The organism is Amycolatopsis sp. NPDC059021 (assembly GCF_042739895.1).
In the GTDB taxonomy this organism is placed as follows: Bacteria; Actinomycetota; Actinomycetes; order Mycobacteriales; family Pseudonocardiaceae; genus Amycolatopsis.
Genome location: NZ_JBHYIQ010000017.1, coordinates 83,727 through 97,323, shown reverse-complemented (window position 1 = coordinate 97,323; position 13,597 = coordinate 83,727). Strand labels below are relative to the sequence as shown.

General features: G+C 68.1%; 12 protein-coding genes and 1 pseudogene. 7 read left to right on the top strand and 6 right to left on the bottom strand.

The window, feature by feature from the left end:
* Positions 1-51 precede the first annotated feature (51 nt).
* The 3 genes from ACFWX1_RS13350 to ACFWX1_RS13340 all read left to right on the top strand — a co-directional run bounded on the left by ACFWX1_RS13350 (position 52) and on the right by ACFWX1_RS13340 (position 6,578).
* A complete protein-coding gene (locus ACFWX1_RS13350) occupies positions 52-1,128 on the top strand; it encodes a PAS domain S-box protein (RefSeq protein ID WP_378386993.1) in 1,077 nt (358 codons plus the stop codon).
* A gap of 183 nt (positions 1,129-1,311) precedes the next feature.
* The gene (locus ACFWX1_RS13345) at positions 1,312-2,295 is read left to right on the top strand and encodes a transcriptional regulator (protein ID WP_378386926.1); all 984 of its coding nucleotides are present in this window, start codon (positions 1,312-1,314) and stop codon (positions 2,293-2,295) included.
* Positions 2,296-2,360: 65 nt separating this feature from the next.
* Positions 2,361-6,578 (top strand): HAMP domain-containing protein, encoded by a 4,218-nt coding sequence (locus ACFWX1_RS13340; RefSeq protein ID WP_378386924.1) that lies wholly within the window; start codon positions 2,361-2,363, stop codon positions 6,576-6,578.
* Here ACFWX1_RS13340 and ACFWX1_RS13335 read toward each other — a convergent pair.
* Together ACFWX1_RS13335 and ACFWX1_RS13330 are read right to left on the bottom strand one after the other, a co-directional pair.
* Positions 6,568-6,963, bottom strand: coding sequence for a response regulator transcription factor (locus tag ACFWX1_RS13335; protein WP_378386922.1), 396 nt, complete (start codon positions 6,961-6,963; stop codon positions 6,568-6,570). The two genes, ACFWX1_RS13340 and ACFWX1_RS13335, sit on opposite strands and share 11 nt — an antisense overlap.
* Positions 6,964-7,025: 62 nt before the next feature.
* Positions 7,026-7,319, bottom strand: coding sequence for an ANTAR domain-containing protein (locus ACFWX1_RS13330; RefSeq protein WP_378386920.1), 294 nt, complete (start codon positions 7,317-7,319; stop codon positions 7,026-7,028).
* 142 nt (positions 7,320-7,461) lie between these two features.
* Between ACFWX1_RS13330 and ACFWX1_RS13325 the strand changes: the two genes are divergently transcribed.
* The 3 genes from ACFWX1_RS13325 to ACFWX1_RS13315 all read left to right on the top strand — a co-directional run bounded on the left by ACFWX1_RS13325 (position 7,462) and on the right by ACFWX1_RS13315 (position 8,749).
* Entirely contained in the window at positions 7,462-8,307 is an 846-nt protein-coding gene (locus ACFWX1_RS13325) for a helix-turn-helix domain-containing protein (RefSeq protein WP_378386918.1), read from the top strand.
* The gene (locus tag ACFWX1_RS13320) at positions 8,190-8,483 is read left to right on the top strand and encodes a DUF397 domain-containing protein (RefSeq protein ID WP_378386991.1); all 294 of its coding nucleotides are present in this window, start codon (positions 8,190-8,192) and stop codon (positions 8,481-8,483) included. The genes ACFWX1_RS13325 and ACFWX1_RS13320 overlap by 118 nt, the downstream gene beginning before the upstream one ends.
* A gap of 89 nt (positions 8,484-8,572) precedes the next feature.
* The gene (locus ACFWX1_RS13315) at positions 8,573-8,749 is read left to right on the top strand and encodes a DUF397 domain-containing protein (protein ID WP_378386916.1); all 177 of its coding nucleotides are present in this window, start codon (positions 8,573-8,575) and stop codon (positions 8,747-8,749) included.
* A gap of 290 nt (positions 8,750-9,039) precedes the next feature.
* Here ACFWX1_RS13315 and ACFWX1_RS13310 read toward each other — a convergent pair whose 3' ends face one another.
* The 4 genes and pseudogenes from ACFWX1_RS13310 to ACFWX1_RS13295 form a co-directional block, all read right to left on the bottom strand.
* Complete coding sequence (locus ACFWX1_RS13310) at positions 9,040-10,299, bottom strand: DUF222 domain-containing protein (protein WP_378386914.1); 1,260 nt, start codon at positions 10,297-10,299, stop codon at positions 9,040-9,042.
* Positions 10,300-10,393: 94 nt separating this feature from the next.
* Positions 10,394-10,778: pseudogene (locus ACFWX1_RS13305) on the bottom strand (transposase); the annotation flags it as partial.
* A gap of 270 nt (positions 10,779-11,048) precedes the next feature.
* Positions 11,049-11,276: a hypothetical protein gene (locus ACFWX1_RS13300; protein WP_378386912.1), complete on the bottom strand. Its 228-nt coding sequence runs from the start codon at positions 11,274-11,276 to the stop codon at positions 11,049-11,051.
* Between the two features lies 1 nt (position 11,277).
* Entirely contained in the window at positions 11,278-12,345 is a 1,068-nt protein-coding gene (locus ACFWX1_RS13295; RefSeq protein WP_378386910.1) for a serine protease, read from the bottom strand.
* A 486-nt stretch (positions 12,346-12,831) separates the two neighbouring features.
* Between ACFWX1_RS13295 and ACFWX1_RS13290 the strand changes: the two genes are divergently transcribed.
* Positions 12,832-13,581, top strand: a complete 750-nt coding sequence (locus tag ACFWX1_RS13290) for a GAF and ANTAR domain-containing protein (RefSeq protein WP_378386908.1) — start codon at positions 12,832-12,834, stop codon at positions 13,579-13,581.
* Positions 13,582-13,597 lie beyond the last annotated feature (16 nt).

Below are 13,597 nucleotides of genomic sequence, written 5' to 3'. Positions count from 1 at the left end.
TAATTATGGGTTCTCAACCGGAACGGGGGGGGGTACGGGGGGGATAGTTAAATTCGCCCCCCGCCAGGGGCTGGGCGGGGGCCGCCGCCCCCCCCCCCGGCCCTCTTCGAGCTGTTCATCGCCAATGTCGTCGACTACGCGATCTTCACCATCGACCTGCGTGGCTTCGTCGTCACCTGGAACGCCGGTGCCGAACGGATCAAGGGATACCCCGCGGACGAGATCATCGGCCAGCATTTCTCCGTGTTCTACCCGCCGGAGGAGGCCGCCGACGGAAAACCCGAGGCGGAACTCGCGGCGGCGGCCGACCAGGGCCGGTTCGAGGAGGAGGGCTGGCGGCTCCGCAAGGACGGGACGCGGTTCTGGGCCAACTCCGTGCTTACCGCCGTCCGCGACGAACAGGGCGCCATCGTCGGGTTCGGCAAGGTGGTCCGCGATCTGACCCCGTCGCTGGACCGGGTGGGCAGGCAGCAGGTGTTCACCCATCTGGTGCGGGCACAGGAAACCGAACGGCGGCGGATCGCGTGGGACGTCCACGACGACTCGATCCAGTCGATGATCGCGGTGAGCATGCGGCTGCAGATGCTGGCCGCGCGGCAGCCCGAAGAGGTGCGCGCGGCGCTGGCCGGGCTGGACGAGTCCATCCAGGAGACCATCGGCAGGCTGCGCGCGCTGGTCGCCCATCTGCGGCCGCCGGTCCACGACAGCGACGACCTGGTGTCCGCGCTGCGTGCCTACCTCGACGACGTCGTCGCGGGCTGGGGGCTCGAATGCACGCTGCGGCAGGACATCGACGCCTCCCCGCTCACCCCGGAGGCCGTCGTGAACGTGTTCCGGATCGTCCAGGAGGCGATGGTGAACGTGCGCAAGCACGCGTCGGCGAGCAGGGTCGACGTCGTGCTCGCCGAACGGGACGGCGGGCTGCTGGTCCGGGTGTCCGACGACGGGATCGGCATGGACGTTGCGGCGGTCGGCGCCGGGCGCTGGGAACACGTCGGCCTTTCGGCGATGCGGGAGCGGGCCGAGGCGGCGCAGGGCTGGCTGACGGTGGACAGTGTGCCCGGCGCGGGCGTGACGATCGAATTCTGGATGCCCGAATACCGGACCGGCAGCGGTGAGAAGGGCTGATCGATGCGGAAACGCAATCGGGAACGGCAATGCGTCAGGCCGCCTGGCGTGAAAAAATATCGGGGAGCGCGGTTGCCGTCCGGCCAGTCCCGGCATTCCCGCGCTCCGCTTGGAATGGAACCGTTCGTCACTCCGGCCCCCGGTGGCCCACCCCTCGGTGGTACCCGATCACGGAGGCCCGAAATGACCACAGAGCAAGCATTTTCCTGCTGCACCGACTCCCATTGGCCCGTGGTGGGCCGCGGCCGGATCGGCTGCGCCGAAGTCAGGAAGGTGGAGGCCGAGACGAGAACGTTCCGCGCACTGGACTACCGCTACGGCGGCGGCTGGTGCCGGGACGCGGTGGCCGCGCAACTGAACTGGGCACTCCGGTTGCTCGACGCCGACTGCTCCTCGGCGGTCCGCGCCGCGCTGTGCTCGGCGCTCGCGGATCTGGCCGGGCTGGCGGGCTGGACCGCGTTCGACTCCGGACGGCACGTCGTCGCGCACGCCTGGCTCGACCACGCGGCCGGACTCGCCGGCGAGTCCGGCGACGACGCGCTGCTGTCCAACATCCGCTACCGGCAGGGCCGGGTGTTCCTGCATCACGACGCCCCGCGCGAGGCGCTGGGCGCGTTCGGCCGCGGCGTGGTCGCGGCCGAGTCCGGCGGATGCACGCTCATGCTGAGTGTGCTGTACGCGAACCAGGCCTGGGCCTACGCCAAACTCGCCGATCCCCGGCCGGCGCTCGCCGCGCTCGGCCGCGCGGTCGACGCCTTCGAACGCGCGGACGCGTCGGACGCCCCGGCTTCGGCCCAGTTCTTCGGGGAGACCGACCTGGCCGCGATGGCGGGCACGGTCTACGTCGAACTCGCCGAGGCCGTCGACACCGTGTACGCCGCAATGGCGGTCAACGAACTGACCCGGGTGGTCGCGCGGTACGGGGACGGGATGGCCCGCAGCAGGTCGCTGTGCCTGACGATGCTGGCGACGAGTCATCTGCTCTCCGAAGACGTCGACGAAGCCGTCGCGATCGCCGACCGTGCGCTGACCGAGGCCATGGCGCTGAACTCGCGACGGTTCCGTGACCGGCTGGTCCCGCTCGAACGACAGGCCCGGCTGCGCCAGGCGAATCCGGCCGCCCAGGAGCTGGCCGACCACGTCGCGGAGTTCCGGACCGCGGCCTGAGCCGCACCGCGCGGCCACGGCGGCGCGACCCCCTTGCGACCACCCCTCGACCCCGGGAGCGCGCCATGGCCGAAGCACGACCTGTCAAACGAAGCGGGACCGCCTTGGACGACCAAGGCCTGCAGCGACTGCTCGACGGCCTGAAAGCGGTGCGGGACGGGGATTTCGGCACCCGGCTGCCCCGCGCCGAGGACGGCCTCGTCGACGAGATGGCCGCCGTGTTCAACGGGATGGTGGACCAGCTCGCGCTGTTCACCTCGGAGGTCACCCGGGTCGCGCGGGAGGTCGGGACCGAGGGCAAGCTCGGCGGGCAGGCCTCGGTGCCGGAGGTCTCGGGGACCTGGAAGGACCTCACCGACTCGGTCAACGCCATGGCGGGCAACCTCACCGGCCAGGTCCGCGACATCGCCGAGGTCGCGACCGCGGTGGCGAAAGGCGACCTGTCGCAGAAGATCACCGTCGACGTCAAAGGCGAGATGCTCGAGCTGAAGAACACCATCAACACGATGGTGGATCAGTTGTCGGCGTTCGCGGACGAGGTCACCCGGGTGGCGCGCGAGGTCGGCAGCGAGGGACGTCTCGGCGGGCAGGCCGAGGTCCCCGGCGTGGCGGGGACGTGGCGTGACCTGACGACGTCGGTGAACTTCATGGCGGGCAACCTCACCAACCAGGTGCGCTCGATCGCCGAGGTCACCACCGCGGTGGCGAAAGGCGACCTCTCGCAGAAGATCACCGTCGACGCGCGGGGCGAGATCCTGGAACTCAAGAACACGATCAACACGATGGTCGACCAGCTGTCCGCGTTCGCGGACGAGGTCACCCGCGTGGCGCGCGAGGTCGGCACCGAAGGGATCCTCGGCGGTCAGGCGCAGGTGCCCGGGGTGGCCGGGACGTGGCGGGATCTGACGACGTCGGTGAACTTCATGGCGGGCAACCTCACCGCGCAGGTCCGCTCGATCGCGCAGGTCGCGACCGCGGTGGCGAAGGGCGATCTGACGCAGAAGATCCGGGTCGACGCGCGGGGCGAGATCCTCGAACTGAAGAACACGATCAACATCATGGTCGACCAGCTCTCGTCCTTTGCCGACGAGGTCACTCGCGTGGCGCGCGAAGTGGGTACGGAAGGACGTCTCGGCGGTCAGGCGGATGTGAAGGGCGTTTCGGGGACGTGGAAGGGTTTGACGGAGTCGGTGAACGTCATGGCCGACAATCTCACCGATCAGGTCCGCTCCATCGCGCAGGTGGCCACGGCCGTGGCGCGCGGAGACCTGTCCCAGAAGATCACCGTCGAGGCCAAGGGTGAGGTGGCCGCGCTCGCGCAGACGATCAACACCATGGTCGACACGCTCTCGGCGTTCGCGGACGAGGTCACCCGGGTCGCGCGCGAGGTGGGCACCGAGGGGATTCTCGGCGGCCAGGCCCGCGTGCCCAACGTCGCCGGGACGTGGAAGGACCTCACCGACAACGTCAACTCGATGGCGAACAACCTCACCAGCCAGGTCCGCAACATCGCGCAGGTGACCACCGCGGTGGCGCGCGGCGATCTGACCAAGAAGATCGACGTCGACGTCCGCGGCGAGATCCTGGAGCTCAAGACCACCATCAACACGATGGTCGACCAGCTCTCCGCGTTCGCCGCCGAGGTCACCCGGGTCGCGCGCGAAGTGGGCAGTGAAGGCAGGCTCGGCGGGCAGGCCGAGGTCGAGGGCGTGTCCGGCACGTGGAAACGGCTCACCGAGAACGTGAACGAGCTCGCGGGCAACCTCACCCGCCAGGTACGCGCCATCGCCGAGGTCACCGGCGCGGTCGCGACCGGCGACCTCACCCGGTCGATTTCCGTCGAGGCACAGGGAGAAGTGGCCGAACTCAAGGACAACATCAACGCGATGGTGCAGTCGCTGCGCGAGACCACCCGCGCCAACGAGGAACAGGATTGGCTCAACACCAACCTCGCGCGCATCTCCGGGCTGATCCAGGGACATCGCGATCTGCGGATCGTGGCCGCGCTCATCATGAACGAACTCGCCCCGCTCGTCGGCGCGCAGCACAGCACGTTCTTCCTCACCGAATCCGCCGAGGACCGGGCGCGGCTGCGGCTGATCGCCAGCTACGGGCACAGCGAAGGCGCCGACGTCGTCACGTGGTTCGACCTCGGGCAGTCGCTCATCGGGCAGGCGGCGCAGGCGAAGAAACCGATAGTGGTCGACCAGACCCCGCCCGAGTACGTCAAGATCTCCTCCGGCCTGGGCTCCGCCGCGCCGGTGAACCTGATCGTGCTGCCGATCGTGTTCGAGGACCAGGCACTGGGTGTCATCGAACTGGCCTCGTTCACCCGGTTCACCGCGGTGCAACGGGACTTCCTCGAACAGCTGATGGAGACCATCGGCGTCAACGTCAACACCATCATCGCCAACGCGCGCACCGACTCGCTGCTGGAGGAGTCGCAGCGGCTCGCCGCCGAACTGCAGGCGCGGTCGGAGGAACTCCAGGCACAGCAGGCGAAACTGCAGCGGTCCAACGCCGAACTGGAGGAGAAGGCGGAACTGCTGGCGACGCAGAACCGCGACATCGAGGTGAAGAACTTCGAGATCGAGCAGGCACGGCAGGAGATCGAGGAACGGGCGCAGCAGCTGGCGCTCGCGTCGAAGTACAAGTCGGAGTTCCTCGCCAACATGTCGCACGAGCTGCGGACGCCGCTGACCAGCCTGCTGATCCTGGCCGGGGTGCTCGCGCAGAACTCGACCCAGAACCTGACCCCGAAACAGGTCGAGTTCGCCAAGGTGATCCAGTCCGCGGGCACCGACCTGCTGCAGCTGATCAACGACATCCTCGACCTGTCGAAGGTCGAGGCCGGCAAGATGGACATCCACCACGAGCCGTTCCCGCTGCGCCAGCTGGTCGACTACGTGCGGACCACGTTCCAGCCGCTGACCGCGGAGAAGGGCCTCGACTTCCAGGTCACCGTGGGCCGGGACGTGCCGGGACTGCTGTTCACCGACGAGCAGCGGCTGCGCCAGGTACTGCGCAACCTGTTGTCCAACGCGGTGAAGTTCACCGAAGAGGGCAGCGTGGAACTGCGCGTGGAGCTCGTGGATCAGGAAGTCCCTGCCTCGCCCGCGGGGCACGAACTGGTCGCCTTCGTCGTCGCGGACACCGGGATCGGGATCGCGGAGGAGAACCTGGACTCCATCTTCGGCGCGTTCCAGCAGGCCGACGGGACCACGAGCCGGAAGTACGGCGGGACCGGGCTCGGCCTGTCGATCAGCCGCGAGGTCGCGTTCCTGCTCGGCGGGGAGATCCGCGCGGAGAGCAGGCTCGGCGAGGGCAGCACGTTCACCCTGCTCCTGCCGGTCGCGCAGTACACCGCCGAAACCATCGGCCCCGGCCGTCCCGACACCGCGGAGCAGAACGGCCGTCGCCGGGTGCTCGTGATGGAAAGCCAGGAGAACAACCTCCTGACGTTGCTGGCCAGGGGAGTCGTGGCGGATCTGGCCTACACCCACGGTGCGGTGCCGGTCGCGGTGGAGGCCGTGTCGAACCCCGCCGAGGCGATCGACGCGCTGACCGCGCGGACGTTCCGCTGCATCGTGCTCGACACCAGCATGCCGGGGACGACCGCGCTGACCTTCCTCAAGCGGCTGACCGAGGGCCCGGACCCGATCGAGGTCCCGGTGCTCGCCCACGCGAGCCGGAAGCTGTCCGCCGCGCAGGAACGGCTGCTGCAGGCGCATGTCCGGGTGCATCCCGTCGAGCTGCTGTCCTCTTTGGACGCTCTGCGCGAGCGGATCATGCTGCACCTGTCCGCCAGCGAGCTGGACGGGATCCTGCCGCTGATGCGCAAGCCGGAGACCGCGCCCGCCCCGTCGGCGGAGGACGAGAGCGACGGCGAGCCGCCGACGTCCTACCGGCTGCGTGGCCGGAAGGTCCTGCTCATCGACGACGACACCCGGAACGTGTTCGCGATCTCGGGGATGCTGGAGCTGCACGGGCTGCGGGTGGTGCACGCCCCGAACGGCCGCAGGGGCATCGAGATGCTGCTCGCCGACGAAGGGATCGACCTGATCCTGATGGACGTGATGATGCCGGAGATGGACGGCTACGCCACCACGGCGGCGATCCGCGAGATGCCGCGCTTCGCCGGGCTGCCGATCATCACGGTCACCGCCAAGGCGATGGAGGGCGATCGGGAGAAGAGTCTCGCCGCGGGCGCGAGCGACTACGTGACGAAACCGGTGGACACCGCCGAACTGCTCGCCTGCATGGAACGCTGGCTCAGTCGCTGACCCGCTCGCCGAGCCGCCGGATCGCCGCGATGATCTCGGTGTTCGGGCTGCCCTTGACGAGGTACTCGGTGACCCCGGCCGCGGCCATCTGCGCGATCGAGCCGCTGTCGCTGTGCGCGGAGAAGGCCATCAGACCCAGCCCGGGGACCCGGCGGCGGAGTTCCCGCGCCATCCACGCCCCGCCGCCGGGGATGCGCACATCCAGCACGGCGACCTCGGGTGCGCACCGCTCGGCCAGATCCACCGCCTCGGCCGCGTCACCGGCGACCCCGACGACGTCGAGGTCCGGTTCGGTTTCCAGGAGTGCCTGCAGCGCGTCGCGGACGATCGGGTTGTCGTCCGCGATCATCACCCGCAGCCGGGAGTGGTTTCGCCTCGGACCCATCAGAGCCCCCGGACCTCCCTCGCCGGCATGATCGGCCGCCCACAGGCTGGACACGGTACTGCTCAGCACGCGACGCGCCGGGCTTCACCCGTCTGGCCGATCAACGCCCGGGCGGCGTCGTGGATCTTGAGGTTGTGGTCGCGGCAGAAGGACCGCAACATGGTGAACGCCTCGTCCACGTCGATCCCGTAGCGTTCGGCGAGGATGCCCTTCGCCTGCTCGATCGGCAGCCGGTGATCCAGCGCGTACTGGAGCTGATCCGCCCGCGTACGGTAGTAACGGAGGCGGTTCCGCAGTGCTTCGACCTCGCTGCTCTGGGCGCCGAGGTTCGGGGGCCGGGACTTCGTGGTGTCCATGCACGAAGGATCACACAGCGCGCGGTGACCGGTGAAGACACGAAGGTCCCGGGCCGGTTAGGTGCAAATGACCCTGGCCGGGTATCAAACCGATACCCGTGTCGATCAAATGGGGAATGGACCCCATTCGTACGATCGGAGCATGAAGCCGACCACCGATTCGCCCTGCGCGCGGGCGCTCGCGGCGTCGCTGCGCGGAATACGCGGGGAGAGCGGGCTCTCGCTGAGTCACGTGGCACGCATGCTGGACATGGAAAAGGGGATGCTGTCCTTCTGGGAACGGTGCCTCCGGCTGCCGAGACCGGACCAGGTCGCCCGCCTGCTCGGCTGCCTCAGGGTGAGCGAAGACCGCTACGAGCGCCTGATGAATATGGCGTATCACGCCCGAGACACCAACTGGCTGCCACCGGGGGTGGCCGAGGACTCGACAGAACTTTCGCCTGGTCTCATAGGGGTGATGGAGTGCGAGCGAGTCGCCAAGCAGATCACCACCTGGCAGCCGGTGGTCGTCCCCGGGCTGCTGCAGACCGCTGACTACGCCAGGGCGATCATCAGCGAAGGCGACATCAGCCTGGAGCAGGCCGACTTGCTTCTGATCACTCGGCTCTCTCGACAGAACATCCTTACTCGGCAGAATCCGGTACAGCTACTCGCCATCATTGCGGAATCCGTACTTCTGAACGAGGTGGGTAACGAAGACATCATGTCTGATCAGATCGACCACCTGCTCAGGATGATCGACCTGCCGCATGTCTCGGTGCGCATCGTTCCCGATGAACGGAAGTACCATCGCGGGAAGAACGACTCCTTCGTCCTTTACGAGTTCGACGACCAGGTGCCCGTGCTGTACGCGGAACACACAACCGGTGGATCATTCCGCACGGAGGAGCAGAAAATCGCCTCCCATCGCGGACTGGCTACGGTACTGCTGGACAAGGCGATGACCGAGGAGGCTTCCCGGATGCGGCTCAAGGAGGCTGTCCGATAGGGCGGAGGTATGTCTGGCGTGAGTCGAGCTACGGCCTCGACAAAAGTGACTGCGTCGAGGTGGCGATCGCCGAGTCCGTCGGTGTCCGTGACACCAAGGACCGTTCCTCAGGTCAGCTCACCGTCTCGCGTGAAGCCTGGCTCGTCACCCTCACTCGCCTCCGCGCTGCACGCTGACAGAAGTTTGCCGCTCATCGCGGTCTCGTTAGGATGCTGTTGGGCAAGGCGTTGACCGAGGAGGCTGTCCGACAGAGCGGAGGCCAAGTATGTCGGGCGTGGTCTGGTGTAAGTCGAGCTACAGCCTCGACAAAAGTGACTGCGTCGAGGTGGCCTTCGCCGAGGCGGTGGGTATCCGCGACACCAAGGACCGCTCCTCAGGTCAGCTCACGGTCTCTCGTGAAGCCTGGCTCGCCACCCTCACCCGCCTCCGCGCCACATACTGACACCGCTTCCGGGGTGCCGATTTCGAGCGAGCGCTGTCGACGAGGTACTCAAGGTGAGGCGAGCCGAGGGAGGCCCTTGTCATCTCGGCCCGCCGGGGACCTGCACCATGGTCTTGGCTCTCTTGCCTCGATAACCACAACAGGCCGCCCTCGTCTCACAAGTCACGCCCGACGAGGCGTACCCAGTGCTGTGAAGGGGTCCTTCACAGCACTGAGCGCACTGAAAGCTCCCTTCGTCACACCAAAGTCCACAAAGGACCCAGGTGGAACGGGTTCGTGATCGGCACGACTCAGGTTCTGAGGTGGATGGTGTTGCGTCGGGGTGTGCGGGTGGCGTCCAGCCAGGCAGGCGGGATGAATTCGGGTAGTCCGTCGGTGGTGATGCGGACTTCCCATTCGGAGTGGTGGATGAGCTTGTGGTGGACGGAACATAAGAGCACGAGATTGTCCACTTTGGTCTCACCATGGTGTGCCCAATACACCACATGATGCGCCGTACAACGATAAGCGGGCGCATCGCACCCCGGGAACGCGCAGCCTCCGTCGCGGCGGATCAAGGCCCGGCGGATGGCCGGGGTGGCGAGGCGTTGGGCCCGGCCGACGTCGAGGGGTTCGCTGTGCGAGCCCAGCACCATCGGGATGATCTTCGCGTCACAGGCCAGCCGCCGCGCCTCGGCAGCGGTGATCTCCCCGAGCAGATCGAGAGTGGCCTGACCGATCCCGGACCGCAGCTCTTCCAAGCTGACTGTCACGACAATATGCGTGGCTTCCCCGGCCTGCGTCGGCAAGTCGGGATGTTCGGCCCACATCCGCACCAGTTCCGAGAACGCGCACCCGCGTCGCTCCCATTGGGTGCGGGTGTCGCGGCCCTCTTCCTCGGTGGCCGGGCGTGGCTTGGCGAGTGGATCCAGCATCGCTTGCAGGCGTGCGGAGGTCTCATCATCGACGCGAGCTTTGATCTGATGCCCGCCATCGCGATGCGGAGCGATCGAGAACTCCGGCTGGAACGGCTTCGGGTCCCGGGTTTTCGGCTCTTTCCCATCCGGATCAAGCTGACTCAACAGGCGTCGTCCGGCAGCGCGGATCTCCCGGGGTCCGGCGGCGCGGGCGAGTTCGGCGAGGATCTTCTCCGCCTGCTCCCGATCCTGCACCGACACGGTCTTGGGGAGCTTGTCCAGCACCCGCAGGATTTCGTCGATCTGCGCGGCGCCGACCGCGCCCTCGGCAGCGGCCTGTGCGGTGGCGGGCGCAGTAGGCGGCTGCTCGCCGGAAGTCAGGTCGCGGGTGCCGTTCAACGCCAGTGCCCGCGCCGCGCGAGCTTTCGCCTCGGCGTACGGGATGTTCAACGTCTCCTGCAGCAGCCGCACGAGACTGCCGTAGCCGGTGGTATCGCGTATCCCGCGCCGTTCCAGCTCGGCCATGACCTCGCCCTGCACTGCGGCCTCACGCCGCTGCGCACACTCGGACTCCAGGAGCCTGTCCAGCAGGCAGCCGACATCCTCGCGCCACCACTCGGTGCGCGATGCCTGGGTGCTGCTCTCGACGGCCACAACACCACTCTACTCCGCCCGATCGAACATGTGTGCTATCGATCGGGTGAACTTGCAGAACGCACTTTTCCTTGCTGTGTAAGGGTTTTGCGATGTCGAAGTGGTGGTGTGTGGACAGGCGGAGGTTGCGTTGCGCGGCTGCGTGGCGGTCTCCGGTTTTGGCGTCGGCGTTCGTAGCGACGGCGTGCTCCTGGTGGTGCGGCGAGGGCGGAGAAGGCCCTGAGATGGCCGACGGTGGCCAGGCGCTGGTTCTTGATCCGGCGGGTGAGGACTGTGTAGCTTTTGCCGCTGGCTCGGGTGATGGGGGCGCTGTCGGCGTAGGTCTTGAGGGCGCGTACGTCGGCGAAGCGGGTGCGGTCGTCGCCGATCTCGCCGAGGAGGCGGGCGCCGGCAGGTGCGCCGAGGCCGGGGAAACTCCTGAGGATGTCCGCGTCGGGATGCTGGGCGAATGCCTCGGTGGTGGCGGCGAGCTCGTCGGCGTTGCCGCGGGCGCCGCGCCGAGGACGGCACGGGCGTCCGGACATGATTCCGTCGCGTTTGGACACGAAGGCCTTGAGGAAGGCAGGGAAGAACTCCCGCAGTCCGGTCAGCCTCCGCCGAAGCCGTTACGGCGCAGGGAAATTTCGACCGGAAGAGCAGAGTGAGCGCCGAAGATCACGCCCATCGGACCAGGTGCGCACGCGAAGAAGGGACTTCCGCCGCGGGCGGCGCGGCGGAAGTCCCCTTCGGGGCTCGCCTGGCGAGGGGGGTCAGCTCGCCTCCAGCGGCCCACCGGTGTCGTGTACGTGCACGGGGACACCGAAAAGCCGGGAGGGCAGCCGGTCGGCGGGCACCGAGCCGGGGTTCACCCAGACGTCGATCGTGGGGGAGCCACCGGCGTCGCCTTGGCCGACCCCGACGACGCCGGGCACCTCGTCCAGCCAGCGCGCGGCGGCTTCGAGGGCGGCGGCGAGGTCGGGGCGGCCTTTCGCGGGCATGTTACGGGTACACCCGGATGCCGAGCAGCGCCTGTACGAGGGCGATGCGGTTGAGCACGGTCACCACCGGCGACCCGGCGAACAGCAGGCCGACGGCGTTGGCGCCGAGGTCGGCGACCAGGCTGCCGGAGTCCCCGCCCGCGGAGATGTCGGTCGTCAGCAACTGCTGGGCGAAACGGGCCACCTGCCCGTTGCCGTAGTTGACGTCCACGGTCGCGTTGATGTTCCGGATCTGCCCGGTGGTCCAGTTCGTGGTCCGGCCGGTCTTCTGCACGGTCATGCCGATCGTGGGACTGGAGTTGACGCCCCGCAGGTAGCCGATCCAGAAGATCTGCCGGTCGAGGTCGTTGAACTGGCCCTGCGCGATCGCGGCGTCGACGAAGTTCAGCGGCACCGGCTGGCCGGGCTGGCGGAACTTGATCGGCACGAAGCGGCTCAGCCGCGCGATGACGTCGGCGGTCAGCGCGCCGCCGTCGAACGGGCCGGGCTGCAGGATCGGGTCGCCGATCGCGGCGTTGTTCGAGTTCGCGAGTACGTGGTTGTTGCTCAGGATGTAGTAGGCCTGCGGTTTGCCGGGGAACGCCGACGCGTCGTACACGGCTGTGGCGATCGTTCCCGCGGTGATCTTGAAGTGCCCGACGCTCAGTCCGCCGTACGCCGGCCGGAAACGCTTGGCCAGCGCGAACGGGCCGGCCTGCTCACGGGCGAGGTCGCCGGGGCGGAGCAGGGGGGCTTGGAGTTGCGGCTCGTCCAGCACTGCATGGGCGGCGCCGTTCTCGACCGGCGCTGTCAGTGCGCGTCCGGCCTGCAGCACGCCGACTTCCTGGACGTCCGTAGGGGTGTCGCCGAACGAGGCGGGTACGCGGTCCTCCTCGTGGAGCATGTCCAGCGGCATCTTCGTGTCGACGAGTACCGTGATCGCCTTGTCCCCGGTGTCCACCCCGTTCGACCACTTCGTGCCCAGCGCGACGCCCACCACGTTCTGCTTGGTGAGCAGCTCACCCTCCTCGGTGGACTGCACCTGGGCGAGTGGCAGGTACTCCTCCGGAACCATGGTGTATTCGATCATTTCTGGGACACTTCCCTCGAACGGTGATCGGGAAACGGGGACGGGTCGGGCGGTCGTCCGGAAAAAACGGCTCCGCGGGCCCGGTAACGCAGTATTCCCCGTCCTTCCCCGTCGCACCATAGGGCAATCGGGTGCGCTGTCGCGCGGCTGTTTCCCTTGCGGTACAAGGAAGTATGTGTGCGTGCCGAGACGGTTCCTGATGCGTGCGCATCGGGGGAGCAGGGACTTTCGGCACTATTGTTTCACCGTTTCGTGAGAAGGTATCGGTATTGTTTCGCCGGGAGTCGATGATCGGCGACAATGCGGGAGACCGGAATCGAGCCGGTCGGGCCGGGTCGGCGCGGGGCGCCGGACGAGGGAGAGCGCGCGCCCGTGCACGGTCACCCGGCCGGGGTGTTGCGCCGGGCGATGTGTCCGGCGATAGGTAGGATCGGCAAGGGTTTTCCTGTTCGGAAAGCCGCCGGCGCTCGGAAAGCCTGGAACAACGTGGTCACGGTTCACGACGGAAGCAGAGACGACTCGCGGCTGGCGAAGCTCTGGACTTCGCTGTGCGATCTCGCGCGGGCGCGGCGCAGGCGCGTCACCGTGGAGTTCGTCTGCGAGGCCGTGGTGGATCGCTTCGGTGTGAAGGGCGCGTACCTGGTGGTCGGCACCGGCTCCGGCGCCGCCGAGCTGCGGTACGCCACCGGCGAACTGGGCACCCGGCTCGCCGAGATCGAAACGACCGTCGGCGAGGGGCCGGGGAGCATGGCGCTGCGTACCGGCCTTCCCCTTCTCGTCGCCGACCTCGAGGCCCCGGCGATCGGCCGCCGCTGGCCGCTGTTCGTGCCGCTGGCTGTCGAAGCGGGGGCCCGCGCGTGTCACGTGCTGCCGCTGTCGACCGGGGCCAGCCGGGCCGGCGCGCTGACGCTCTACCGTGCCGAACCCGGGTCGCTGCCCAGAGCGGCGGTGGGTGAGGCGCTCTCCTTCGCCGAACTGGTCTGGGTCCTGCTTCTCAATGAGCAGACCCACGCGGCCGGTGGCATGCTGGTCGGGTCGGGCAACGGCTTCCCCTTGCTGAGCCCACAGGTGCACCAGGCGGCCGGAATGGTCGCCGCACAGCTGGACGTGAGCCTGGAGGACGCCTACGCCCGGCTGCGGGCACGTGCCTTCGCCGAACACCGCGGGCTGACGGAGCTGGCGGCGGATGTGGTCGCGCGGCGGCTGAGATTCGCACCCGAACGGGATCCCGGCTGAGACGCAGCGGATGACC